General features: G+C 59.7%; 23 protein-coding genes, 1 tRNA gene and 1 pseudogene. 15 read left to right on the forward strand and 10 right to left on the reverse strand.

The window, feature by feature from the left end; genetic code table 11:
- Nucleotides 1-53: 53 nt before the first annotated feature.
- Nucleotides 54-800 (forward strand): Bax inhibitor-1/YccA family protein, encoded by a 747-nt coding sequence (locus tag FGK64_RS02730; protein ID WP_138862265.1) that lies wholly within the window; start codon nucleotides 54-56, stop codon nucleotides 798-800.
- Between the two features lie 105 nt (nucleotides 801-905).
- Here FGK64_RS02730 and FGK64_RS22315 read toward each other — a convergent pair whose 3' ends face one another.
- Together FGK64_RS22315 and FGK64_RS02740 are read right to left on the reverse strand one after the other, a co-directional pair.
- The gene (locus FGK64_RS22315; RefSeq protein ID WP_138862266.1) at nucleotides 906-1166 is read right to left on the reverse strand and encodes a hypothetical protein; all 261 of its coding nucleotides are present in this window, start codon (nucleotides 1164-1166) and stop codon (nucleotides 906-908) included.
- A 143-nt stretch (nucleotides 1167-1309) separates the two neighbouring features.
- The gene (locus FGK64_RS02740) at nucleotides 1310-1660 is read right to left on the reverse strand and encodes a hypothetical protein (RefSeq protein ID WP_138862267.1); all 351 of its coding nucleotides are present in this window, start codon (nucleotides 1658-1660) and stop codon (nucleotides 1310-1312) included.
- A 241-nt stretch (nucleotides 1661-1901) separates the two neighbouring features.
- Here FGK64_RS02740 and FGK64_RS02745 point away from each other — a divergent pair, with 241 nt between their 5' ends.
- Nucleotides 1902-2588 (forward strand): DUF4336 domain-containing protein, encoded by a 687-nt coding sequence (locus FGK64_RS02745; RefSeq protein ID WP_138862268.1) that lies wholly within the window; start codon nucleotides 1902-1904, stop codon nucleotides 2586-2588.
- Between the two features lie 274 nt (nucleotides 2589-2862).
- Here FGK64_RS02745 and rpmG read toward each other — a convergent pair whose 3' ends face one another.
- From rpmG to FGK64_RS02765, 4 genes are all read right to left on the reverse strand, one after another.
- Nucleotides 2863-3030 carry a 50S ribosomal protein L33 gene (rpmG, locus tag FGK64_RS02750; protein WP_050927593.1) on the reverse strand — a complete coding sequence of 56 codons (168 nt, stop codon included), beginning with the start codon at nucleotides 3028-3030 and terminating at the stop codon, nucleotides 2863-2865.
- A gap of 223 nt (nucleotides 3031-3253) precedes the next feature.
- Nucleotides 3254-4657 (reverse strand): FAD-binding oxidoreductase, encoded by a 1404-nt coding sequence (locus FGK64_RS02755; RefSeq protein ID WP_138862269.1) that lies wholly within the window; start codon nucleotides 4655-4657, stop codon nucleotides 3254-3256.
- A gap of 27 nt (nucleotides 4658-4684) precedes the next feature.
- Nucleotides 4685-6475: a gamma-glutamyltransferase gene (gene ggt / locus FGK64_RS02760; protein WP_138862270.1), complete on the reverse strand. Its 1791-nt coding sequence runs from the start codon at nucleotides 6473-6475 to the stop codon at nucleotides 4685-4687.
- A gap of 91 nt (nucleotides 6476-6566) precedes the next feature.
- Nucleotides 6567-7553 (reverse strand): 2-hydroxyacid dehydrogenase, encoded by a 987-nt coding sequence (locus FGK64_RS02765; protein ID WP_138862271.1) that lies wholly within the window; start codon nucleotides 7551-7553, stop codon nucleotides 6567-6569.
- Between the two features lie 160 nt (nucleotides 7554-7713).
- Here FGK64_RS02765 and FGK64_RS02770 point away from each other — a divergent pair, with 160 nt between their 5' ends.
- The 7 genes and pseudogenes from FGK64_RS02770 to FGK64_RS22815 all read left to right on the forward strand — a co-directional run bounded on the left by FGK64_RS02770 (nucleotide 7714) and on the right by FGK64_RS22815 (nucleotide 13490).
- A complete protein-coding gene (locus FGK64_RS02770; protein WP_138862272.1) occupies nucleotides 7714-8199 on the forward strand; it encodes an SH3 domain-containing protein in 486 nt (161 codons plus the stop codon).
- Nucleotides 8200-8268: 69 nt separating this feature from the next.
- A complete protein-coding gene (locus FGK64_RS02775; protein ID WP_138862273.1) occupies nucleotides 8269-9579 on the forward strand; it encodes a mechanosensitive ion channel family protein in 1311 nt (436 codons plus the stop codon).
- A gap of 90 nt (nucleotides 9580-9669) precedes the next feature.
- A tRNA-Gln gene (locus FGK64_RS02780) sits at nucleotides 9670-9744 on the forward strand.
- 395 nt (nucleotides 9745-10139) lie between these two features.
- Nucleotides 10140-12062 carry a site-specific integrase gene (locus FGK64_RS02785; RefSeq protein WP_138862274.1) on the forward strand — a complete coding sequence of 641 codons (1923 nt, stop codon included), beginning with the start codon at nucleotides 10140-10142 and terminating at the stop codon, nucleotides 12060-12062.
- A 335-nt stretch (nucleotides 12063-12397) separates the two neighbouring features.
- Entirely contained in the window at nucleotides 12398-12568 is a 171-nt protein-coding gene (locus tag FGK64_RS22450) for a transposase (protein ID WP_246057655.1), read from the forward strand.
- Nucleotides 12502-13200 (forward strand): annotated as a pseudogene (locus FGK64_RS02790) (DDE-type integrase/transposase/recombinase); the annotation flags it as partial. The gene FGK64_RS22450 and the pseudogene FGK64_RS02790, both read left to right, overlap by 67 nt.
- Nucleotides 13167-13490, forward strand: coding sequence for an integrase core domain-containing protein (locus FGK64_RS22815; RefSeq protein WP_425456593.1), 324 nt, complete (start codon nucleotides 13167-13169; stop codon nucleotides 13488-13490). The pseudogene FGK64_RS02790 and the gene FGK64_RS22815, both read left to right, overlap by 34 nt.
- Nucleotides 13491-13762: 272 nt before the next feature.
- Here the strand turns inward: FGK64_RS22815 and FGK64_RS02795 are convergent, their stop codons facing one another.
- Complete coding sequence (locus FGK64_RS02795; RefSeq protein ID WP_138862275.1) at nucleotides 13763-14269, reverse strand: 3'-5' exonuclease; 507 nt, start codon at nucleotides 14267-14269, stop codon at nucleotides 13763-13765.
- Nucleotides 14270-15103: 834 nt separating this feature from the next.
- Between FGK64_RS02795 and FGK64_RS02800 the strand changes: the two genes are divergently transcribed.
- On the forward strand, nucleotides 15104-15709 hold the full coding sequence (locus tag FGK64_RS02800; RefSeq protein WP_138862276.1) for a hypothetical protein: 606 nt from the start codon (nucleotides 15104-15106) through the stop codon (nucleotides 15707-15709).
- Nucleotides 15710-15954: 245 nt separating this feature from the next.
- Complete coding sequence (locus FGK64_RS02805) at nucleotides 15955-16188, forward strand: hypothetical protein (RefSeq protein WP_138862277.1); 234 nt, start codon at nucleotides 15955-15957, stop codon at nucleotides 16186-16188.
- 237 nt (nucleotides 16189-16425) lie between these two features.
- Here FGK64_RS02805 and FGK64_RS22695 read toward each other — a convergent pair whose 3' ends face one another.
- The 3 genes from FGK64_RS22695 to FGK64_RS02820 form a co-directional block, all read right to left on the reverse strand.
- Nucleotides 16426-16764, reverse strand: a complete 339-nt coding sequence (locus FGK64_RS22695) for a transposase (protein ID WP_281280368.1) — start codon at nucleotides 16762-16764, stop codon at nucleotides 16426-16428.
- A 141-nt stretch (nucleotides 16765-16905) separates the two neighbouring features.
- Complete coding sequence (locus FGK64_RS02815; protein WP_210236532.1) at nucleotides 16906-18684, reverse strand: ATP-binding protein; 1779 nt, start codon at nucleotides 18682-18684, stop codon at nucleotides 16906-16908.
- A complete protein-coding gene (locus tag FGK64_RS02820; protein ID WP_246057656.1) occupies nucleotides 18671-19978 on the reverse strand; it encodes an SIR2 family protein in 1308 nt (435 codons plus the stop codon). Before FGK64_RS02820 ends, FGK64_RS02815 begins: the two co-directional genes overlap by 14 nt.
- A 578-nt stretch (nucleotides 19979-20556) precedes the next feature.
- Here FGK64_RS02820 and FGK64_RS02825 point away from each other — a divergent pair.
- The 4 genes from FGK64_RS02825 to FGK64_RS02840 all read left to right on the forward strand — a co-directional run bounded on the left by FGK64_RS02825 (nucleotide 20557) and on the right by FGK64_RS02840 (nucleotide 25476).
- Nucleotides 20557-21126, forward strand: coding sequence for a hypothetical protein (locus FGK64_RS02825; RefSeq protein WP_138862279.1), 570 nt, complete (start codon nucleotides 20557-20559; stop codon nucleotides 21124-21126).
- A 243-nt stretch (nucleotides 21127-21369) separates the two neighbouring features.
- Nucleotides 21370-21945, forward strand: coding sequence for a hypothetical protein (locus tag FGK64_RS02830; protein ID WP_138862280.1), 576 nt, complete (start codon nucleotides 21370-21372; stop codon nucleotides 21943-21945).
- Nucleotides 21946-22060: 115 nt separating this feature from the next.
- Entirely contained in the window at nucleotides 22061-23965 is a 1905-nt protein-coding gene (locus FGK64_RS02835; protein WP_138862281.1) for a hypothetical protein, read from the forward strand.
- Nucleotides 23962-25476 carry a hypothetical protein gene (locus FGK64_RS02840; protein WP_138862282.1) on the forward strand — a complete coding sequence of 505 codons (1515 nt, stop codon included), beginning with the start codon at nucleotides 23962-23964 and terminating at the stop codon, nucleotides 25474-25476. Before FGK64_RS02835 ends, FGK64_RS02840 begins: the two co-directional genes overlap by 4 nt.
- The last annotated feature ends 87 nt before the right edge of the window (nucleotides 25477-25563 follow it).

Consider the following 25563-nt stretch of genomic DNA (forward strand, 5'->3'; position numbering starts at 1 on the left):
GTATGCCGTGGGCACGTGTCCCGGCGCCTCAACTGTCTTGGATGGAGACCTTTATGGCTGATTTTCAAACGACCCGCACGGCAGGCCGGACAGCCGGCGCCCGCACGGTCGAAATTGACGAGGGCCTTCGCGCCCACATGAACAAAGTCTACGGCACGATGTCGGTCGGCATGCTGATCACATTCGCCGTGGCCTGGGCCGTGGGCACCAGCCCCGCACTTCTGGCAGTGTTCCGTGACCCGGCCACGCTGCAACCCAATATTCTTGGCTGGATCATCATGTTCGCGCCGCTGGGCATGGTCTTCCTGTTCTCGGGCATGCTGAACCGTATCTCGGCCGCCGGCGCGCAGCTGTTCTTCTATGCCTTCGCCGCCGTCATGGGCCTGTCGCTCAGCTGGATCTTCGTGGCCTTCACCGGCTATTCGATCGCGCAGGTGTTCCTGATCACCTCGATCGCCTTCGCGGGCCTGTCGCTCTGGGGCTACACCACCAAGAAAGACATCTCGGGCTGGGGCAGCTTCCTGATCATGGGCGTGATCGGCCTGATCGTCGCGTCGATCATCAACCTGATCTGGCCGATGCCGGGCCTGGCCTTCGCGATCTCGATCCTGGGTGTGCTGATCTTTGCCGGCCTTACCGCCTATGACACGCAGAACATCAAAAGCACCTACCTGGCCCACGCCCACAGCGGCGACACCGAATGGCTAGGCAAGGCGGCAATTATGGGCGCGTTGAACCTGTACCTCGACTTCATCAACATGTTCATGTTCCTGCTGCAACTGCTGGGCAACCGCGAATAATCCACGCCTCTCGCGTGAACGACCAAGGCCACCGGGTTCCGGTGGCCTTTTTCTTTGGGGGTATTCGTATTGTGCGGTGGTCGGCTGTGCGGACGAAACTGCCAATCAGCGCACCAGATATATTCGTCTCAGGTAGAAAAGAATACCGCCGATCCCCATAGTCGCAAAACCGGTACATAGTCCTACCACCAGACGATGAAAAATTGGTGGCATGTAATGGTCAGCGCCCGGCGCTGCGAGCGGAACTGTCGAAAAGTAGCCGGAGTCGATTGAATAGAGGTGTAGCGCGATGAGCACTGTGAACGCTCCCCAAACAAGAGAGAGCCATTGCAGCATCAGGAGAAGATAAGCGCAAAGCGGTTTCATAGGCTCATTATGACTCCTCAGCGCGCAACTTCCTTACCCGTTGGCCGTGGCGTGCATAAGACAAGATTTGGCTTTAAACGGTCATCTGACAATTGCTATCAGAAGCTCGTGCTCTGGAGCACGCCAAATCGGACTGTGGGGGCTTAGCTGAACACGTCTTCAAGATTTTTACTCCGTTCGCCGCGCATGATCATGTCAAGCTGCGCTAGAGACAACGGAGAGGCAGCGGCGGCATCTTTCATATTGGTAAACGGCAACCATCCCTTGAGCGTCCTCATCCATGCAAACTCGCTTGGAATGCATTCTGCCGGAATCAGATGATCAGAGTCGTATACCTGACTTAAAATGTGATAGAACTCGTCGAAGTCATCGCCCCAGATGCCCAAGTCTGCCACAACCTGTGAATTCGAGCTAAGTTGCTCCATCTGTTCGCTTGAGACGCCAAATTGTCTCGACGCCTCAATCATTTTAGAGGGTATGTCTTGTTCGCTCATCACGAAATTCATGTTGTTGTGAACTCAGAAAACAGTCCTTTTCGGTCAGATCAATCTTGGCCCAAGGGCTCCTAAGTATTTAGCGTTGTAGAAGATATGTCAACACGAAGTCCAACCCGACCTCTACCGCGCTTTGCCCGGACAGTCCACCTACAGGAACTGATTGACCAACGGGAACGCAGTCACATCCTCTTATTTTGATTTATACCCTCTAGGCTCCAACCAGGTTAGCAGGAACACCATGATCCAAGACTTCGCCAGCGGGGTGTATCTTGCCAACGGAGCAGAGGTCTCCGTTGCAGGCTTCCACTATCCAACCCGGATGGTGGTGATCGCCCTGCCCTGCGGCGGCACGCTCTTGTGGTCTCCCGTCACCTACAGCACGACACTGGCAAACGCGGTCAAGACGATCGGGCCGGTGCGCCACATCGTGGCCCCCAACAGCTTTCATCACCTGTTCATGGCCGATTGGGCCGCCGCCTTCCCCGACGCACACTGCCACGGTGCGCCCGGCCTTGCAGAAAAGCGCCCCGATCTGCCGCTTGGCGATCCACTCGGACCGAAACCGCCCGCCGCTTGGTACGGCGTGATCGACCATCTTATAGTCGAAACCCGTCTCACCACGGAAATCATCGCCTACCATAAACCGTCACGCACAGTGATCCTGACCGATCTGGTGCAGAATTTCCCACGCGATTGGGTCCGGGGCTGGCGCCGATGGGTGGCCAGGGCCGACCTGCTGACAGCCCCCCGCCCCACCGTGCCGCGTAAATTCCGCCTTGCCATCCGCGACCGCGCGGCGCTACGGCACGGCGTCGACGATTTGCTGTCCAAAGGCGCCGACCGGGTCGTGATGGCCCATGGCGCCCCCATTAAAACGCAGGGTGCAGACGCACTGCGCCACGCCTTCGTCTGGCTCAAGCCCTAGTCGACAGGCTGCTCTTGCCCGATCCCTGTAAAGCCCACGCCGCTTTCCTTTTCGCAGGCAGCCAGGGCACCAAGCGCCAGGACCACAATCACGATTTTCCCAACCATACGGTTTGCTCCACATCACGCCCCTGCGCGGCAGCCTGACCAACACGCGCGTCCCGGGCAACCCGCCCCGCGCCCCTGGATGCCCCATTGCGGCAAGGCTGCAACGCAAAAAGGCCGCGCCCCAATGGACACGACCCGAAAGCACCGGCAAGTCAGCCCGGAAAGGCTTACTTGATCTTGCCTTCTTTATATTCGACGTGCTTGCGCGCGACGGGATCGTACTTACGCACCGACATCTTCTCGGTCATCGTGCGCGCGTTTTTCTTTGTCACGTAGAAATGGCCTGTTCCCGCGGTCGAGTTCAGGCGGATCTTGATGGTGGTTGGCTTGGCCATTGTCACTCTCCTGCGTCCGGGCAGCAGCGCCCGGTAAAACCCTTCGAAGCCCGCCTTTTACCGATGCCGCCCCGCGTGTCAACCTCGTCCCGCGCTTTTACCCCGCGAATCCCGCATCCGGAACGTTCAGGCGGCGCATTTCCCCCGCCCTTCTTTCATTATTCCACAAATACTCACGTTCCACCGCCCGCGCAGCAGGGCCACGCAGGCGTGGAAAACACCTTCAGTCCGACAACACCTTCCCCGGGTTCATGATGTTGTCCGGGTCCAGCGCCGCCTTGATCGCGGCCATGTAGCGCGTCGCCGGGCCCAGCTCGCGGGTCAGATAAGGCCGCTTGCCCTGCCCGATTCCATGCTCGCCTGTGCAGGTGCCCTCCATCGAAATCGCCAGATCGTTCAGCCAGCCGACGAAATCGTCCGCCTTGGCAACCTCCTCGGCGTTCTCCATGTCGATCAACAGCAGCGCATGAAAATTTCCGTCGCCCACATGGCCGACGACCGGCGCGATCAGCCCCATCTCTTCGGCCTTGGCCTGCGCCTGCCCGACGCAATCCGCCAGCCGCGAGATCGGCACGCAGACATCCGTGGAAATACCCCGTGCCCCCGGGCGCAGCGCAAGGCAGGCCCAGTACATGTCATGCCGCGCCTGCCACAGGCGGTTGCGTTCCTCGGTGCTCGAGGTCGCGGCGATGTCGGTCCCGCCGAATTCCTCGGCGATGTCGGCGAAGGTGTCCGACTGCTCGGTCACCCCGGCCTCCGACCCGTGGAATTCCAGCAGCAGCAGCGGCGTTTCCGGCAAGGTCAGCTTGGAATAGGTGTTCGCCGCGCGCACCGACATGGCATCCAGCAGCTCGATCCGCGCTACGGGAATCCCGAACTGAATCGTTGCCATCACCGCGCGACAGGCGGCTTCGACAGTCGGGAAGGAACAGCGGGCCGAGCGGATCGCCTCGGGGATCCCCTGAAGCCGCAGCGTCAGCTCGGTGATGATTCCCAGCGTGCCTTCCGACCCGACCAGAAGCCGCGTCATGTCATACCCGGCCGAGGATTTGCGCGCCCGCTGCGCGGTGCGGATCACCGTGCCGTCGGCCATCACGGCCTCCAGCGCGATCACATTGTCCTTCATCGTGCCATAGCGCACCGCGTTGGTGCCGCTGGCCCGCGTCGCCGCCATGCCGCCAAGCGAGGCATTGGCACCCGGGTCGATGGGAAAGAACAGCCCCTGATCGCGCAGATGCGTGTTCAACTGCTCGCGCGTCACGCCGGGCTGGATCACACAGTCCAAATCTTCGGAGTGCACGTCGATGATGGTGTTCATCTCGGTCAGGTCGATACAGACACCGCCCGCAGGCGCGTTCACATGCCCCTCAAGCGAGGTGCCCGTGCCATAGGCGATCACCGGCACGGCAAGGTCAGCGCAGACGCGCACGATCTGCGAGACCTCGTCGGTCGAGCGCGCCATGATGACCGCATCCGGCGCCTGGGTCTTGATCCAGGTGGTGGTGTGGCCATGCTGCTCGCGGATCGCCTGCCCGGTCTGGCAGCGCGCACCGAAGGCCTCGGTCAGACGCTCCAGCGCCACGCGGATTCCGGTCTCATTACGTGGCAAATCAATCGCCTGCACCATGGCTTGCTCCTTTGTGATCGTCGCGCCCTATTCGCCCAGCGCGATGCCTTCGCGGCGGGGGTCGGCGCCGCCCTGCAAAGTCTCGCCAATGGCGATGCCATGCAAGCCCGAATTCAACCCCTGCACCGAGACCTCGAACCCCATCGCCTCCAGCGGCTCTTGCAGCTTGGCGGCGTCGGTGCCCTCTTCCAGATCGAAGGTGCCGAAGCGGTTCAGCCCGTGGCCCATCGACACCGCCTGCTGCACGTTCATGCCCCAGTCGGCCCACGCGATGACAGCCTGCGCCACATAGCCGATGATCCGGCTGCCACCCGGGCTGCCGATCACCAGCACCGGCTTGCCGCCCTGCATCACGATGGTCGGCGCCATCGACGACCTTGGCCGCTTGCCCGGCTCGACCCGGTTGGCAATCGGCACCCCATCCGCATGGGTGCGGAAGGAAAAATCGGTCAGTTCGTTGTTCAGCAGGAACCCTCGCACCATCAGCCGAGAGCCGAACCCGTTTTCGATGGTCGTGGTCATCGACAGCGCATTGCCCGCCGAATCGACGATCGAGATATGCGAGGTCGAGGGAAACTCGATCGAGTCATCATCCGCCCAGGCGTGATCGAATCCGGGATTGCCGGGCGCCACATCGCCCAACGCGGCATCCGTGTCGAGCAGCTTGGCGCGCTCCTCCAGATACGCTGCATCGACCAGCCCCTTCACCGGCACCGGCACGAAATCACTGTCGGCCATGTAGCGACCCCGGTCCGCAAAGGCGAGCCGCGAGGCATCGCCGATCAACCGCCACGCCTCGGGGCTGTCGGGGCCAAGCGCGGCCATGTCATGCCCGGATACCAGCCCAAGGATCTGGCCCACCGTCAACGCGCCCGAGGACGGCGGGCCCATGCCGCAGACCTCGTAGGCGCGGTAAGGCACGCAGACCGCCGGGCGCTCGCGCACCTCATAGAGTGCCATATCGATCTCGGCCAGCACCCCGGGATTGCCCTCGGCCTCTTGCACAACGCGGGCAATCGTCTTGCCGATGGCACCGGTATAGAATTCTGCCGCCCCGCCTTCGGCCAGCGCCGCAAGGGTGCGTGCGTAGGGGCGGTTTTTCTTCACATCCCCTGCCGCCAGTGGCGTACCGCCGGGCAAGAAATAATTCGCCGTATCCCGATAGCGCCCAAGGCGGTCGGCATCTGCCGCAATCTGCTCGGCCAGACGCGGCGACACGGTGAATCCGTCTTCGGCCAGCGCGATGGCGCGGTCGAACAGCGGCGCCCAGTCCAGCCTGCCCCAGCGGCGGTGCGCGGCCTCCATCAGCGCGGGCGTGCCCGGCGTGCCCACCGAGCGCCCGCCCACCACGGCATCGAAGAATTTTAGCGGCTCGCCCGCCTCGTCCTGAAACAGCGTGGGTCGCGCGGCCAGAGGCGCGGTTTCGCGCCCGTCCAGAGTGGTCAGTTCGCCTGTTTCCGCGTCGTACCAGACAAGGAAGGCCCCGCCGCCCAGCCCCGAAGATTGCGGCTCGACCAGCCCCAGAACCGCCTGCACGGCGACCATCGCATCCGCCGCGCTGCCGCCCTGGCGCAGCACATCGGCCCCCGCTTCGACCGCCAGCGGATTGGCGGCGGCGACCATCCAGTTCTGCGCCTCAACCGGCTGGCCCAGCCCCTTGGCCGACAGTGCCGCCGCCAGCGCGGGCGATACGCCCTCGACCTCGGCGCGAGAGGTGGCCACCTCGGGCTGTACGGCATCGGCGGCCTGCTGCGCCGCCAGCGGCAACGCGCCGCCAAGCAGGGCAATCACCCCGGCAGTAAGGAACATCTTGCGCATGGTAACCCTCCGGGCGCGTCGCAAAGATGGGGCCACCGGGGCACACGCGCCGCGCGCCACGGGGCCGGTCAGTTCCGCAGGGCGCGCGCCGTCACAGCATCGACGGCACCACCTGATCGGGCGGACGGTGCCCGTCGGCGAAGGTCTTGATGTTGATGATCACCTTCTCGCCCATCTCGACCCGGCCTTCGCGCGTGGCCGAGCCCATATGCGGCAGCAGCACCACGTTTTCCAGCTCGCGCAGGCGCGGGTTGAAAGCCGCGCCATGTTCGAACACATCCAGCCCGGCGCCCGCAATCTCGCCCGCGCGCAGCATCCGTGTCAGCGCGTTTTCGTCGATCACCTCGCCGCGCGAGGTGTTCACGATCACGGCGGTGTCCTTCATCAGCTTCAGCCGCCGCGCGTTCATCAGATGGAACGTCGATGGCGTCGAGGGGCAGTTGATCGACAAAACGTCCATCCGCGCCACCATCTGGTCAAGGCTTTCCCAATAGGTCGCCTCCAGCGATTCCTCGATCTCGGGGCGCAGGCGCTTGCGGTTGTGGTAATGCACCTGCATCCCGAAGGCCGCCGCGCGCCGCGCCACCGCCTGACCGATCCGGCCCATGCCAAGAATGCCCAACCGGCGCCCGCCGACCCGACCGCCCAGAAACGAGGTCGGCGCCCAGCCCTGCCAGTCGCCGCGCTGCATCACGGCCAGCCCTTCGGGAATGCGCCGTGTCACCGCCAGAATCAGCGCCATCGTCATATCGGCGGTATCGTCGGTCAGCACGCCCGGCGTGTTCGACACCAGAACCCCGCGCTGCCGCGCCGTTGCCACGTCGATATGATCGACCCCTGCCCCGTAATTCGCGATCAGCTTCAGCCGGTCGCCGCCCTGCGCAATCAGCGCCGCGTCGATCTGGTCAGTCACCGTGGGCACCAGCACATCGGCGCTTTTCATGGCCTCGGTCAGCTCTTCCCGGGTCATCGGCGTATCGTCGTCGCGCAGGCGCACGTCGAACAATTCGCTCAGCCGGGTTTCTACCTGCTCGGGCAACCGTCGCGTTACGACAACACTCATCCGTTCTCTTGGCACGCCTGCTCTCCCATGGCTTTTCAATTCTGCGCCTCTTGTGGCATCAAAGCGCAGGATCAGGCGGGGCACAAGAACCCCGCGCGGGAAAAAGCCGTGATCCCCAAAAACATAAGCAGTCGGGCAGGCAAGCGTGTCGAACATCGTCAAGGGAACGGGCCGCATGGCGGCCTTGATCGTGGGGCTGAGTCTGGCAGCCGGAGCCTTCGCCGCAGAGGAAAAACGCGGCCCCGTCACCAACCTGCCCCTGCCGCGCTATGTCTCGCTCAAGGCGACCGAGGGCAACGTGCGGCGCGGCCCCTCGCTGACCCATCGCATCGACTGGGTGTTCAAGCGCCGCGACATGCCGTTGGAGATCACCGCCGAATACGGCCACTGGCGCCGGGTGCAGGACCGCGACGGCGCGGGCGGTTGGGTGCATTACGCGCTTTTGTCAGGCGTGCGCACCGTGCTGATCGAACAGGACATGACCCCGGTGCACCTGCGCCCCGATCCGAACGCGCCGGTGACCGCGGCGTTTGAGCTGGGCGTGGTGGCGCGGCTGGGTGAGTGCACCGTCGCATGGTGCCGAATTTCGGCGGGCGGCTATCGCGGTTGGGCGGAAAAGCGGGTGCTCTGGGGTGTCGCGCCGGACGAGCTGCGCGAATAGTCCGGGCTTGATCGTGACGGCGCACGGGCCATAATCTGGCCTCAGCCCTTTGTCACGACAGGTTTTTTGATGCGTCTTTTGTCACTGCTGCTGGTCTGCCTTGCGCTGGCCTCTACCCTGCCCCTCGCCGCCCAGACCGCCGACCAGCCCGATGGCACCATCACGGTGGAAGACAGCGCAACGCAGGACGCCGCCATCGCCGTGCGTATCCGCGATATTCTGGGCGAGCTGGACGGCTATCGCAATGTCACGGTCACCGTGTCCTCGGGCATCGTCACGCTGCGCGGCACCACCATCGACAGCGCGGCGGCCACCCGCCTGAACGAAATCGCGCGCCGCGTGCAGGGCGTTGTCGCCATCCGCAACGAGGTGGTCGAAAGCACCGATGTGGTTGAACGGCTGAACCCCGCGATGCAGCGGTTCCGGGCACGGTTCTTCCAGTTCATCGCCTTCCTGCCGCTGATTTCGGTCGGGATGGTGGCCTTTGCAGTGGTCACCTATGTTGGCTTCTGGATCGCGCGGCGGCGTCAGCCGTGGGACAGGATTGCGCCCAACGCCTTCATCGCCGACATCTACCGCCAGATACTGCGCATCGCCTTCGTGGTCGCCGGTCTGGTCATCGCGCTGGATATCCTTGGGGCCACCGCACTGCTGTCGACCATCCTTGGCGCGGCCGGGATCGTCGGCCTGGCCATCGGTTTTGCCGTTCGCGACACCGTGGAAAACTTCATCGCCTCGGTGCTGTTGTCGATGCGCCAGCCGTTTCGCCCCAATGACACGGTGGAAATCGACGGAGAAGAGGGCAAGGTCATCCGCCTGACGTCGCGCGCGACGATCCTGCTGAGTTTCGATGGCAACCATATCCGCATCCCGAATGCGACCGTGTTCAAAAGCAAGATCACCAATTTCACCCGCAACAACGAACGCCGCATTCTGGTCGATATGGGGGTGGCCTATGACACTGATCTGACCCGCGCGCAGGCGATCATGCTGGAGACCGTACGCGCCCTGCCCTTCACGCTGGAGGCACCCGCACCTTCGGTCTGGATCGAATCGCTGGGCGACAGCAGCGTGACGCTCCGGGTGGCGGGCTGGATCGACCAGCACGATACATCCTATCTTCTGGCCCGGTCCGAGGCGTCGCGCCTGTGTCTGGCCGCGCTGGATGCCGCGGGCGTCACGATGCCCGAGCCGACGTTCCGAATCCTCGGCCCCGATACGCCCGCCCCCGCCCCGGCGCGCGCGCCTACCAAAGCGCCCGACATGGAAGCGCAGCAAACCGACGCCCACGCCGAGGCGCAGTTGGAAAAGATCGTCAACGACGAACGCCGCGCCCTTGGTGATCAGGACCTGTTGAACCGCGACGCCCCCGTTGAGTGACGCCCCGCAAGAGCCCGACGGAAAGGACAAGATTTTTTGCGGATTTGGTCTTGCACCCCCCGCGCTGTCGGCTTAATTAGCCGCTCACGTTGGGGTGTAGCCAAGCGGTAAGGCAGCGGTTTTTGGTACCGTGTACCGTAGGTTCGAATCCTACCACCCCAGCCATGTTTTCCCACCAGAACAAAAAAGCCCAAGAATATAGGGTCGCAAGGATGCGGTCCGGAAATGCTGTGTCACAGAAATCTGAGACTGTGCCACCAGCTGTATCACAGGATGCGCCACATCCTGCGGAACCGCGCTCCATCGACCGCCCTCCGGCAGGCCCCTGCAACGCGGCAAAGATGCTATCGAAGACCCGCCGGCCCCGGCGTTCGCCAGGGCCCTATCTTCTTCTCAGAGGGTCGACCTACTACTTCAGAAAAAGATTACGTAGCGTCAACAATCAGAAAAAATGCACGGGAAAATTTCTGTGCCTCTCCCTTCGGACGAATTTTCGGACCGAGGCGATGTGCCGGGCGGCGCATCTCCTCTCAGTCCTACAACGCGAAGAGAGAAAAATAATGACAAACACCTCCGCAACCGCCGTCACCGCAGAGCAGATCAAGGTCATCCTGTCCGACATCCTGCGCGCTGAACTCAACCGCATCATCGACGCGCAGAACACAGGTGAGCCCATCGACGACGATGAGCTCGATCTCCAGATCCAGAGCCTGACGGACCAAGGTGACGATATGCGTCACCACGCCCGTAAGAACGACTTTCGACTTGTGGACCAGATCGCGCGGGATGCCGCTGCCCGCCTTGGCATCACTCTGCCCGAAGATCTCCCGTCGAGCCTGGGACGCCGGGTGACTGATTTGGCCCGTGACATTCTCGATCTCGAAGTGAAGGCCCTCGACGGATACGACGCGGTCACGGAAGCAGCAGACTCCGTCGCGCGTTTCTCGTCACTGCCTGTCGACGACTTCGTCCGAACGAAGCCTGTTTCCCTGAATGCAGCCTGGGCCAAGACGCTCGAGCTCTATCCGACCCGCGACATGAAAGGAAACATCGACGCGATCGCAAAAATTGCGATCGCTTTCTTTGGAGATATTCCAGTCGCGACGATCACGACGGATCGACAGACGGAGTTCTTCAAATGGATGTCTCGACTGCCGAAGAGCCACGGAAAAGGGCACGGCAAGAACCGGTTCTGCCCAGACGCTCCCAAGGACCCAAGCAAAGCGCTGATCACCAAGGATGACGAGATTGAGGCAGCCGATGAGGCGGACTACGTCGCGACTGAAGCGCTTCGGGACAGGGACGATTTGTCCGATTTGGAGAAACGGGCCCTCTTGTCGGAACAGCTCGTGCCTCGGCTGACAAACAGCACGCTGAAGCGCAACCGAGACGGCCTGAGCCGCTTGATGAAAGGAGCCCGAGCACTCGGGTGCACGGACCTGCCAGAGGTGATTTCTTATCGCGATGTCGAACGCATCGTGAAGGCGCTGGGCGAGGAGAAACAAGATCCGCTCTACCTGCGGGTTGTCCAGTCGAAGATCCGCATGCCTTGGACCGAAGAGCGACTGAGCCAGTTGCTGACCTCTCCGATCTACGCCGGCTGCTTTTCCGCAAATCGCCGCTGGAGACCCGGTAACGTGATCATCCGCGACGCATTCTATTGGGTGCCTCTCATCGTCATGATGATCGGCAGCCGGATCAAGGAGATACTCTTGTTGAAGCGGCGCAACATCATCTGGCGCAACGGCGAATACTGCTTCATCTTGGGTCAGGGCGCTGATCAGCCTGGAAAAACGGACGACGCATACCGCGTTGTCCCCATTCCCCAGATCCTTCTCGATCTCGGTTTTATTGAATGGTGGAAGGGTCTCGACGATGCGCATGGCCCCCTTCTCTTCCCGGAAGCCGCCAATCGTTCGGCGGTGGGAAATGTGACTGAGCCGTTCAGCAAGGCCTATTACATCATCCTGAACCACCTGGATCTTGGTGACGTCGACGAAGACTTCTATGCGCTTCGCAAGACATTCCATTCCCTCTTGCGAGCCGCAGATGTTGCCGACGGACAGCGCCAGGCGATCGCCGGTCACCGGACGGGGTCGATCATGAATATTCACTACACAGCGCATCGGACGAAGGAGCTGAAGGAGGCCGTAGACAAAGCCGAATTCGCACTCGAGATCGGATTTTCTGAGGAACACGGCTTCCCTGTCATTCTGTCGTGCGGCCTGAGCAAAGGTGCACCGCTTTCCGTTGATGTCATTCTGGCCGCTGACGGAACGGCCTCCGAAGTTGTAGTCAACGAGGACGGCAAGGAACCCCGCAAGTTTCTTACGATTGATGTCGCCACCGGGCAGAAGATCGAACCTATCGAGCTCTGCTCGTTGGCGTCCGCGTTCAAAGAACTCACGGACAAGAGGACGATGCGTTTCCCCAAGCATCCGCTGAAGCGCCAAGCGGTTGAGCACTTCCGCGCCCTCGGTTGAAAAGAAAGACAGAAAAACACATATGACGGCAGGCTCTGTAGAGCCTGCCGCTCCTGTTTCAGCCACGGAGACATGCTTCACTTCATGACCTTAGGCATTACGCAGGCCAGTCTGAAGCGTAGCTGTAGGCAAGTTTCAATAGACCCTGCTGCGCAGCGGTCAGCTCTCGGCCTCCCTGACCTGCCACGGGATTTTTCCTCCACCGTCGATTAGAGTCCGGCCCAACTTGAGGACGGACAATGAAACGAACGAGATTCACGGACGAGCAGATCATCGGCATCCTGGCCTAACACGAGGCAGGCGCGAAGTGCGCGGACCTGTGCCGCAAGCACGGCATGTCGGAAGGGACCTTCTATAACTGGAAGGCGAAGTTCGGCGGCATGACGGTGCCGGAGGCAAAGCGGCTGAAAACGCTCGAAGACGAGAACGCCAAGCTGAAGAAGCTGCTGGCCGAGCAGATGCTCGATCTCGCCGCCATGAAGGAACTGGTTTCAAAAAAGTGGTAACGCCTGCCTTGAAGCGCGAGGCGGTCGCGCATCTGAAGGCCCAGTTCGGGCTCTCGGAACGGCGGGCGTGCCGGATTGCCGGGGCGGATCGCAAGATGGTCCGCTACCAGACGCAGCGTTCGCCGGACACGGTGCTGCGCGGGCGGATGCGGGAGCTGGCCAACGAACGCCGCCGGTTCGGCTATCGGCGGCTCTTCGTGCTGCTGCGGCGCGAGGGTGAGCCTTCAGGCATCAACCGGATCTATCGGCTCTACCGCGAGGGAGGGTTGACGGTGCGCAAACGCAAAGCACGCCGCAAGGCTGTCGGGACGCGAGCCCCGATCCTGGTCGAGGCGCGGCCCAATGCGCGATGGTCGCTGGATTTCGTTCACGACCAGTTCGCCAACGGTCAGCGTTTCCGGGTGCTCAACGTGGTCGACGATGTCACCCGGGAGTGCCTCGCGGCGATCCCGGACACCTCGATCTCGGGGCGCCGTGTGGCTCGTGAACTGACTGCCCTGATCGAGCGCCGCGGAAAGCCGGGGATGATCGTCTCTGACAACGGCACCGAACTGACCAGTAACGCGATCTTAACCTTCGCTACCGCGCACCGGATCGAGTGGCACTACATCGCGCCGGGCAAGCCGATGCAGAACGGCTTCGTGGAGAGCTTCAACGGGCGGATGCGGGACGAGCTGCTCAACGAGACCATGTCCGCAACCTGGCCCACGCGCGGATCGTGATCGCCGCCTGGGCTGCCGACTACAATACCAAACGCCCGCACTCTGCCTTGGACTACGAGACACCGGCTGACTACGCGCGCGCCCTGACCAGCGCAATCGCCCGCCCCGCTGCGCGAGATGATAGCTCCGCGCGTCGGGCGATTGCTCAACCTGCGCCGAACGGCGTAAACACCAACCGGGCTCCGGTCACGGCTGGATGAAAGTTCAGTGGCAGGTCAGTCTACCCACGATCGCGAGTTGAAAGTTAAACCGCGCCGTGTTTGCCGGAGACTGATTGTCGTTGGTTACGCGGCTATGTCTTCAGTTTCCAGAACTGCGTAGAATTTGGCTTCCCCGTTGAAATATCGCATGCAATCGGCACCCTCCTGTGTGACAAGGTATCCTACAAGGGACCTTCGCACAGGATGCGACGCGTTGCAGAGTAGCCGGACGTCAGCTGAATAGGTCGCATGATTTCAGCGAACTCGGCCTGTCACGATGTTTCTGCCCCCTTGAGCCAGCCTTTCACAAGTCGGGCGCTGTCAGGTCCAGCTCTGTGCGGGACGAAGGTCCGTTCCAGGGTCTCGTAAACCATGTCGAGTGCATATCCATCGAATATGGAAAAGGTGATCTCGTTGTATTCCGCAATGTCAGGCTTCCTTGAATGACCGGCGGCAGCCAGCAGCTTGGAAAGCCACATCCTCTCAAACGTCGGCGCATCCGAAACCAGATGCTTCCCTGCGACCAGTGTGATGAGTGCGTCCGCAACTTCTTTTGCGGGCGCCGCGGCGGAGAGCGTTTCGAGCGGAATCCTGTGAACCGCGGCGCTGGCGATCGACCAATGGTCCATGCTCCATCCCGCGTCGGGCCGGATAAGAGAGGCCCAGGAATGGAGTTCACCTCTTTCAATCCATGAGATGCCGACCTCTACCGGCCAGCTGCCCTCGGACAGGCTCGAAGCCTCGAAGTCGATTACGACGAGGCGTTCGAGGCGGCTCATTGTCTTCTTGTCGCAATTCATTTGGGCAACCTCATGTCCTGGATCGCTGTGACAGACTGGAGTTGCCTGGCTTCTTGTGGGGAGAGATTATCTCACTTCCTTGCCTTCCGCGCGAATGAGTTAGGGCTCTGGTAGCCGAGCAAGGAATGTGGCCTGATGGGGGAGAGGTGCACGTGGATGTATCTGGCGACAACGTTTTCCGCCGGCTGGCGGGATTGCCATGCGACCGGCCAGATCAGCTCCGATTTGATGGTGTTGAAGAACACTTCCACCATCGAGTTTTCGTAGCAGGTCCGACACCCGCAGATTGACTGCCGCGGACTACTTACTCTTGCCGCCTCCAGCTTCTTCGTCCTCTTCGTCTTCCAGTGGTTTACGCCAGTTGCCTGGCACCGGGTAACCCTGAACGATCTGCTCCATAGTCCAATGCCTCTGTCACTTGCCCATTGATCATCAAGCGTAACCTGACAGCTTGAGTATACCATTTCGGCGTCAGTCGAGCCACATCGACATTAGAACCTTGGGAATTCCCGCTCTTGGCGGCCGCCTTTCAGGGTTGACCCGGGGCTTTCAGATAGAATCGTTCAATTCTGCAAATCTGTCGACCGAAAAATCACATAGCCCTATAGGGCTATGTGATTAAAATAGGATATCTTCTTGGAAATGGCATTTCTGGATCTTTATCGTCAAAATCAAGAAGAAATTACTATATTATTGTTTATCTTCTGATGCTTACATGATATTTCAGCGTCGATATATTTTAGTAGAATTTGTGCCTACGCATTGCCTCATTCGCCTACGAGAACGATTCCCATCAACTGAAGGGGCGAAGAAATGTTCGACGCAGACGGCAAATACAGCGATCCTGCTCGCACGATCGACAAGCGAGGGTTGCAGAAGAAGGTTAACCGTCAGACGTCCGGCAAAGCCTGCGGGATCGTGGACACGGAGAGTGAACTCGAGTCGATCATCCTGATCGCGGCAGATCTCGATCCACGGGTGCGCGGCGTCTTTCCGCAGCCATGCACGTTCGATCTCAATACCGGCGAAGCCTACCCTTCGAAACAGGCTCTCATGGATGCTTTGCACGGAACGCGCTACAGGCCTTGGTGCTATACACCGGATTTCTTGCTGCAACTTGTCGACGGTTCGAAGGTCTTTATCGAAGGCAAGCATACCCGGTTCCTCGAAGGGCATCCGACTTTCAGTGCGGTTCCTATCGCGATGGCCGACTACGGTCACCGGCAGGCCCTCTGCGATCTCGCGCCGTGTCAGGCCGCGCGTCGGCGCCAGACTCACCGCTTCCAGCCGAAACTCCGGCGTCGGCCTGTTTCCGTTTCCCGTAGAACACCTCACGGTTCCTCAGTTGGTGCTTTCCACTTTTTCGAGGCAAGTCCAGGTTCTGCATGCAGTGATCACGATGGGCATCGCGGATTATGATAGGCATCGCAGGCAGTTGGATGTGGGCCGTATTTTGGCGCACGGGATTGAAAGAGAGGGAGCAGGCCGCTCAGGCTACCAGACTTATTGCTTCGATGAGCAGGACCAATGTGGGCGACGAGCCGAAATCCGCTTTGGGGAGAGATTTTGGGGCATATATCCTTGTTGTCAGGTGCAGCAGAAGCCTCTTGACGATTTTCACCCCCAAGAGGGTCAATCCAATAGGCATGAACAAGAGATCCCCTATGCGCTTTTTCTACGCTCTCGCAGCCGGACTGAACGACAAACATGAACTGCGCTTTCTGCCGACCGCCGCAGAAAGCAATGCGTTCATTCACAAGGTAATGAAGACCTACGGCGGGCAGCGACTGATGGCGCGCGTGACCGATACGGTTTCCCGTAAGCTGCTCTCATCTCCGCTCAGCGAACTCTACCGCAGGGCCGATCTCGATCCGTCGCGCGGGAGCGGCCTTGTCTGACCTTGGTGCCACCCGGCGCGGTCACTTCGGGCAGCCGGTCATCACCTCAACCTCACCCCATCAAGGAGCCACAGCAATGACAAAGCGCATCTATCTTACCGTGGGGCCCACGAACGAGGGCCTTTCCAATGACATCCTCCAGCGCGCAGGATATAGCAGTGACTACGCCCACGGCCCTCGCGGTTTTCGCAGCGCCATTCAGGACGCGAAGCTGCATCTGGACGCAGTGCGCCTAAACTACGGCAACATGTCCCGGCCCATCGCTACCCTCACCGTCGAGGACGAAGACACAATCTTCGCAACCCTCGATGACGAGTTCGAAATCTCCTTCGCCCTTGATCGCCTGGAGGACGAGAGCGCCGCCGACCTCTTGGCCGAATATCTACCGGTGAGCTGATCCCGTCGCAGCCACTCCGACCCAGAGTCGCGACCCATGCCGCCATACTTTGAGCGCCATTTGTAGGACGTGCCATCACTGATGCCATGCTTCCGGCAGGGCTCCTTGGCGCCTATCTCGGCCTGGTGCTCCTTCTGGATGCAAATGATCTGCTCTTCGCTAAAACGGCTTTTCCGCATCGTCTGTTTCCTCGTTTTGAGAACAGGCTAACTTCAAACTGCGGACTTTTCAGGGGAGCAGGTCAGAGCTGGGAGCGGTCATCTCAAAGGTCCGCTGAGGGCCGTAAGCGGCCGCGCACAATTGAGCTGACGGCGACCTGATCAGAATTGCCGCCAGGCGCGCTGATAATTCGGGCCGCGAGAGGTTGGCTGTGCCGTTCTTTCGGGCGCAGTTATTTGGATCGGTAGGGGAGCGGGAAGATCTGGCCCCAAGACGATTGCCTCTCCTTGGCTCAATGACGGGATAAATGCAGCGGCGGACCTGTCCAGATCACCGCAGGCTCGCTCAATGGTCTCGCGGTCGCGCTCATTCGTAAGTCGATGGACGAACATCGTCCCGAGCTGACTCAGCACGTCCTGCGGAACGTCGCGGGGGCGCTGTGTGGCGAGAACAGTCGTCAGCCCATACTTCCGGCCTTCCTTGGCAATCAGGCCAAATGCGTCGAGCGATACGCTGTTGAACTCATCCCCGACAGAACGACCCATGAACTGATGCGCCTCATCGAGGAAGCAGATGACGGGCTGGGTCCGGAAGCGGTCGCCACGGGCGAGGCCGAGAAGATACTCACCGATGGTGTTCAGAAGCAGTTCGCGCGCGTTGTGGTTAAAGCTGACATTCTTGAAGGAGATCAGGCATATCTGTTGCTGCGTGTCTTTCAGGAAGCCGTCGAGGAGAGTGCAAATGTCTTCGCCCTCGTCCCCGAACAGGCATCGCAGTTCTGCGGACGCCAGCATTCCACGCATCCGCACGATCAAAGTGTTGCAGTATCCCAAAGTGGAGTCATTCGGCCCGCCGAATTTTGACCGGTCGTTGCGATCATCCGGCCAGATGCACTCATTCGCGATCTGATCGGTCAACCGATGGATATCGAAGTTGCAGTCTTGGCTCGCGATTTCTGTGGCATAGTGATCTGTAGCCTTATTGAATTCAGCGATCTTCTGTCCGGTCTTGCGAATTGTGCCCGCCTGTTCGACCCAGACGGTCCCAAATGATTGGTCGAAATATTGCCTTCCTTGAACGATGTCCTGTGCTTGTATTTGCTGGTCGGTCGCTAACGCGCGTGCCACCCTCAAGCTCCTAATCGCCTCGCGCATGGTCGGTCCTTGGCTTTGACCGGTGGGGCGCAGGAGCGCGAAGAGTGACAACTCGGTCATCCGTTCAGAAGGAAACCTGACCAGCGTCTGACCATCTTCGGCCCGCGTGAAGACATACTCGACTGCGCCAGGCAGTTTGCCCGAGAACTCGCCTGTCGGATCAAATACGATGGCCTTTCCGCCGAGACGAGCGACTTCGGAAACGAGCTTTGCGAGCGTCCAGCTTTTCCCGCCGCCGGTTGCACCGAAGATGCCGCAGTGGCGGCCGAACAGCTTTTCCGGCGGTAACGCGATTTCGGCGTCGTCGATGCCAGATATTCGACCGAGGGAAACGGCGATCGGCTGTGCGCCATCTTGCACATCGACGCCATCGAAGAGAGCAGCTTGGATCGAGCTTGACAGTGCTGGGCCATTCGACTCGAAAACACCGTCCCCGACCCTCGGTGATACCAGCACGCCTCTAACGACAGTCTGCGTCGTTTTGCGTATCGTTGCGAGCAGTTGAACCCTGCCAACCGGCTCCACGCTGGGCTCACGTTCGATCTGTCTTTCAAGGGCGGGTCGGTTGCGGTCGGGAATATGAACCTCGACGATGCGTCCGAGTATAGCTGCCTGGTCGCAGTCGATGAAGACGAAGTCGCCCACCGTCCCACGCGCGATGCCACGCCGACCGGTCGCGGCGAGGGCTTGTGGCAGGTTCAGTTCGATCCCGGAAGCGCTAACCTTGGTCACGGTGCCAAGGCGCTTTTCCCCGTCGATTAGCGCCGACCGGTCATCCATCGCCATCGTCCTGCCCCCGGATGCGTTCAAGTCGAGCCTCCAGCCGCTGCCGGTCGGTCTCCCCCATAAATTCCGGCAAAGCGACGGCCAGATCGCTGAACCGGCCGTTCAGGACCGTGATCCGGCTGTCGCCCTCCTTCACCAAGCTTAGGATGCGTTGCTGGTATGTGTGCAAGTTTTCGTTGGTGTGAGAAATTGCATGCTCTTGGGTGTCGATGAGGCTCACGTCGAGTTCATCGACTGGCACGAAACATGGATCGCAAAGCACGAGGCGGATCGAGAGGTTCGACTCAAGCGCAGACCAGACCGGTGCGCTGATGTGATCGTCGGCAAAACCGAAACCGCTGACGATCAATGTCGTGTCTGGTTCTCGCAGTGCCGCCTGCCAAGCGGCGAACATGTCGAGGTAGGGCGGCGCAAACGCCTCCTGATACTTCGAGGAGCGCGGGTAGATCAGCACTGGTTCGTGGTTCTCGTCGTGGCCGAGACGGCGGATGACCACACCATCAGACTTGCGACGCCTCCAATCCATCGACCCGTGTAGCTTATAGAGGTGAAAAACCCCATCAACATAGTCTGCGCGCGTGCTGCCGGCGGATCGCCGCACGATGTCCTGCTGAAAGTGATCGCGATTGAACCGCTGGACCGCGGAGTGGGAGAAGCCGTCGATAAGGGCCAGATTCCGGGTGACGGCCGCTTCCTCGATGCAGCGGTCGTAGTTAGTAGTGAAAAGCTTCACCCGCGCCTTGTCTGCGCTTCGGCGGGCGAGGCGGCGCAGGAACTCTTTGTGGGAAATGAGGTCCGTCTTCTCCGAGACGAAGTCGACGCGATCCAAGATCGCCTGTTCTGCATTTTGGACGAAGGATGGCAGGTCGACTTGCATGTTGCCAGTTGCATCCTGACCAGCGGCTGCCCTGCGGGCAGCTTGCAACTCGACCGTCATCTTGCACAGACTGAGAAGCGACTCGATGTCCTTCTTGTCGGTCGCCCCCCAGACATTGGCGACAACCTGGTCAAAATTCGTCTCCCCAACTTTCTGTCGGACATCGTCCCAGAGGTCACCCATCCCTGGGGCCTGCTTTCCGTCCGCGTTTTTTGCGGCAAAAGATGCGCCCGAACCAAGCAGAGCCATCAGGTTGGTTGCATTCAGGGCCGACAGCAGTCGTTCTTCGACCTGTCCTATTGCTCCCCTACGAGTCTTTCCGTCTTCCTCACAATCATCCCAAGCCAACCACGTCCCATCGGACTGAAATAAGCGTAGGTTACTTGCAGACGGGGGCTTATTGGTCCAGTAATTCAAACGCACCTTGCTCCTGCAAAAAACTGTGTTCCAACGTAGGTCCGCGCTTTTGCGCGGACGCCTCAATACTTTGCCCGGGAAACAGCGGTCGTGGTCCCATGGTGCATTGATGATTACCTATTTTCAAGGTGAATGCCCGCCGTTGCCTGCGGCTGGGGCCCACAGTTCATGGCTTATGTGAGATAGCGATGGGCCGATGACGCAGGGCGGTCCAAATGGCGGCCAAAGGCCGGGAGCGGTCCCGGTCCGCGCGGAAACGATGTTTGCTCGGGTTCGAACGAACGTCGGGGGGGGGTGGCGAGCCGCACGCGACTTGTAGACATGAGATTCCACGACGGCCACTCCGGCGAAATTGTAGCATGTGCGGCTTAGAGTAAGCGCGGCGACAACTGCGCGGCAGCGACGATACATGAGCATTTACGCCGCAAGTTGTTTTCTGTGGTGTAATGCTTGATCCCTCGGCCGGAATGCACGTCCGTGATAGCTTCTGGTAATGAATAATAGTCTTTCCCTTGAACCCCACAGAGTCGATACGATCGATACCGGGCGACGATTTATGAACCCGTATGCGAGGTGACATGACACCTGACCAGATCCAGGCGTTCATCTATGGGCTCACTCGACTGACGCGTGAAACTGGCATTGAGCTTGATATCGAGACGGGGGTCTCGCTCCGGCCCCGGACATCCGGCAACTACGCGGCCGAGGACACGCCACTCGGATACCGCATCGGCGTTCTCGATGCAGATGACGACCGAGGCGCCGTGCCCAAACATTTTTTGCGGTCACTCAAGTCTGATGACGAACGGTTCCGCGAGGCTTTCGAACGCTCCCGGGGACGCATCGATCCCGACTTCGTTCTGATCGACGACCTGGAAGGGCTGCGCGATGTAGGTTCCCCGCGCGCCGGGAATATCCCTGGGCCCTCGGAGGTGGTCGCAGAGTTCTCGTCAGACGCACAAGACCATCTGCGGACGGAGACTGAGGTTAGGATCGAGGTCCATTTGAGTGACGAGCACTATGCGATTGCGAAGCAGCTCGTTGCAGACGGATATGCAGGGAGCGTTAACGGCGTGCTGAGAGATGCGCTTGATCTTGTAATTTTGACCGAAAAGCGGCGTCGGTGGCCCTCCGACAAAGAAGACTGACACGAATTTTCTTGCCCCGTAGTCGGTGCCAACTGAACTGCGCCGGTTCGTTATGTCTCGCCACCATCGACATCGATACCGGAGCTTTGGCGTCACCGAACTCGTCGGCTATTCGTCGCTTGGCTCCAGAAACGTTGTGCTGGAAGAGGGTCACATTCCTTATCCGCCTCGTAAGCCGACCCTAACGACCGACATTTTGGCCAACACCCTTTCGGACCCATCTCCCGCCAAAGGAGAGATGCCATGACATTCGAATTGTATCGGGCCAAGGTCGTTCCCGCCAAAGCCGCTGGACTGTCCACCGAAGAGCTCAGACTCTATCTCGGCGTCGGCCGCAACACTGTAAGAGACATCGCAGGACGCTTCGGACTGGAAAAGATGCACGACATCTACCCGGAGCACATCTTATGGCGCCAGTTGTTCGGCGTCCTTCCTGCGGACGACCTCGCAAGCAATCTGTTGCGGGAGAGCTTGGCAGACATCCATTGGGTTCGCTGCATCACCGGCGTGCCGAACTCGACGATAAGAGACAACCTTCGGACAGGGCGATGGCAATACGACCGTGGCGTCCAACTCGGCAAAGCTAACTCTGAGCACGCACCTCGCATGCGCCGCTGGCTGCCCGCGCTAATCCGGACCCGTGTCCTTGGCACCCCTACCCCAAACTTCGAGATCGTGGAACCAGTGCCGGTGTCAGCACCTGGCTCAAATCCACGATGCGAGCCTGCCTCTTCAGCCGACGCAGGTGACGTTTTCGCGACTCTATTTGCTTCCGAAGCCGCTCGTCCCTCCAACGCCGAAAATAACAACAGTCAGTAGGTTTTCGGAACTGGCAAACCCACCGGTTTTTATTATCCGCCTCCCGATAACGCCAGATCGTCCCGGTAACACCGAAAGATAGAAAGTCAAACCAATGCTCACATCAGAGCCGTCGATGCACGACATCATAGACTACGGTCTGGGTCACGAGGACCCTACGGTCCGCCAATACGCCAGCCATCTCGAGCGTATGTTGAGAAAGCGTGGTTACAAGGATCACCACCTACGAGCCCTCGCGGGCGCCCTGGGAGAATATCTCGACCTCGCCCCCAAATACTCGAAGCAAAATGCCCGCCTGAATGCCCGTGTTGCAGCATGGGGCATTTTGCCATCGACATATCGGCAGTATCAGGCCGACGGCAGGCGGATGATTGAGTTCTACCATGGCGACTTGCAGGCTCGGCAGGCACGCCGCGAAAGGAAGGACGTATTCGCCCGCCTCAAGGCCGTCCTGCCGGATCTCATTGAAGCAAATTTCATCCGGGAGGATCAGACTCGTGGCTACCCCAAGCTATGCGATCTCGCCCGTTTACGCGGCTGGGACATCACTGATCTCACGCGGGACCGTGTCATCCAGCTTCGTGAAGAGTGTTCGACCTCAGACGAATGGACACAAGTCAAGCGGGGAGCCGGCTTCATCGATTTACTTCGGCAGTTTCCCACATGCCGCGCGATGCTCCCGCACAATGAGATCGGATCCCTGACAGGCGTTTTCCGAAACGAAGAGGCTATTCCCGAATTTCTCTTCGAGGAGGTAAATAATTGGGTGACCAATGCGACCGTCGAGTATGACGACACCGCTCTTACAGAAGAGGCTAGGGAGGCCACGGCAAAACGCCATTCGTCCGGCAACACCGGGATCTATAGAGCTGCCTTGAGAACCTATGTTAGGACCGCCGGTGAATACCGCGACCTGAAGATGTCCAACGGACTTACTCCGCTGTTCGAATTGGACGTCATCGAGAAAGTTCTGGTGACCCTCTGCGAGAGATCAAAGAACTCCAACGGCCTGGAGCCGAGAAGCCTCTACGAATATGCGTCGGCGCTAAAGCTGACCGTCAAGCGTCGTGGCTTGACCGAGGAGGCGGAGAAACTCGCCAAGCTAATATCTCGCCTGCCGGTCCTGATCGAAGGAGCCAAGGCAAGCGAGCAGATGTCTCCCAAAACGAAAGCATGGTGCAGAAACCTCATCCAAAATGAGGTCAAGACCGAAATATTCGAGACCCAGCACCTCCAGTATGCCGCCAAAGCACAGGCAGCACTTGAAATGGCCGCGCTCGAAAAAATTGATCTTGGAGCGTTTGTGAAAGATCCGGCATCTTTGGCTCTGTCAACCGAGGAGGTTCGCATCGCGAAGCGCCTCCTTCGGCAAGCCCGTATGTTCGGAACCTGCGCGGCCTTCGCAGCAATTGCGATTGACGTCGCTCCATTTCGGAAATCCAACATCCTGCGCGATCTGAACATGGACGGTCATCCGCAAACTTTCTTCGATCATCGATCTGACCCGGTGAATCCCCATTTCGTCATTCACATCCCAAACGAGCTCCTCAAAAACGGCAAAGCCATGACCGCTCGCGGGCAGCACATGCCACCCTTCCCGATTTCGGAAGCTCATCACCGTCGCGACGCTTTCAATATACTTTCATTCTACCTGGCGTGCATACGACCATTGTTCGGCGGATCGACCGAGTCTTCTCTCCTGTTTCCCGCCATTGAAGTGGTCGGAGAGGAATTGGTTTTCCAGACGTTTGATAGTTGGCTCGCGGAGTGTTCGGATGAAATCGGCCTTCCCCTCACCAGCCATAACTTCCGGCATGGGTTGTGCTCCATCGAGATCAATGAGGATCCGAGTTGTTTCCCGCAACTCGAGACAATCACCGGAGATACCGAGCGTGTTCTGCGGAGAAACTACACATTCATAGATGCCGAGAAGCGTGCTCTTGATTTCCAAGAAACGCGTTATCGCCGTAGGGCCAACCGTTCCCAGTGGTCGAGAGAAATTCGGGGTGCCTCGGAATGAATGTTCACAGCATCCTGGCAAAGCCAGTCTGGAAAGCTCTGGCGATGCGTCCCGGTTTCGCAACTGTTGGCGAGGCTTCAATTCTCGCGACGGACGGGTTCTTTGACTATCTACTGGAACACGGTCTCAGCGCCCCGTCAGCCGGCGACGTAGTCATGTGGCTGAAGGGCGATGGCAGAGCAGATGTTCAGCTTACCCTCGATTTGCTCGAGGACACCTTTTCACTCTTTGACCCATCGTTCTTGCGACAGATTGCGGATGCGCGCCAGCAACTGGCTAAGAAGTCTCCCGGGGCAAACCAGTCCCCGGTGCTCGCCCTGCCCAAGAACACCGTCATGCTTCCGTCCTACGAAATACTAAGTTGGGATCCGATTGCCCGACCACCGAAACGACCGCCGATCCTCCGTCATGTTTCGATTCAACCCGACGAGTTGCCTCTGGATTATCAGGAAACCATTCGCCGTGCGGCTCGTGGGCTTCCAGGAAGAGGGGCCGAGGTCAAGGTCCCGGCCCGGAGTATGGTGCTGCGCATGCGCGAAAAGCTATGCCAGTGTATGTGGTCGATCCGGAACAATGACTTCCAGCCTGTCCTTTCGCCCATTGGCATCGATAGATACGTGAAGGACCTTATCTCGCGGTGCTCTCTGAAACCACATGGACTTCGCTGGTCATCCATCCGGGCATCGGTGGACGGATTATACCTTTTCGCACGTTATCACGGCGAAGAAGAAAGGATACTCTCGCACCTGCGTTGCTACATCAGAGAATTCGAGGCCCGTGAGCGCGCACAGCGGGCCCTGAAGTTCTTTAAGCTGGCAAGGACCGGGAACACGACCGACCGCATTCTTGACCAGGCTGAACGGCTTCTTATCGGCGTAGATGCGGAACTAAGCCCTGGCAAGCGGCACCAAATGCGGAACGCCGCTGCCATTCTGGCTATTTACGCCAACGCCCCGCTCCGGAATGCGTCCGCTCAGCTTGCCTTCGGCACTACTCTGTTCTGGGAGAACAACCACTGGGTCATCAGGACAAAGATCCAGAAAACACATACTTCTCGACCCGAACTTCTGGTTCTTCCGCTTCACCCCGAATGCGGACGGTTCATCGATGCAGTTCTTCTCCAAGATTCGACGCCAGTCCTCCTGCCACGCTTGAGAGAACAGGCCATACAGGAAAGACGGCAACTGTTCTGCCTCGTTGATGAGAGGCCCGCCGCTGCGAGCTACATCCCCAGGGTTTTCAAGGCGCTCACTGGCAATAGTTTTACGACGCTGCGCGTCATGCATTACTCAGACGCCATACGCCACCACGGCCCAGTGGGTATCGAGCTGGCAAAACATGCTGCTCATCACTCACCTACGACGTCGGGCACCGATATCGTCAAGATTCACTACATCGCGGAAGAAGTTGCCCAGCTTGACGCCGAAGCGATGAGGGCGCGGCGGGACCGCCGAGTGAATAGTATGCGCGAGCGCTACCGAGCCGACTTCAACTGGAATAGCCAACCGTAACACACGGGCGACGGTGATTGGATGTTCAGACAGGTTACCCGTGTTGTAGGGTTTCTGTCTTTTTTTCTTTCTTTTCCTCCTCGGCGG

It is taken from the genome of Arenibacterium halophilum (assembly GCF_005938225.1).
In the GTDB taxonomy this organism is placed as follows: domain Bacteria; phylum Pseudomonadota; class Alphaproteobacteria; order Rhodobacterales; family Rhodobacteraceae; genus Arenibacterium; species Arenibacterium halophilum.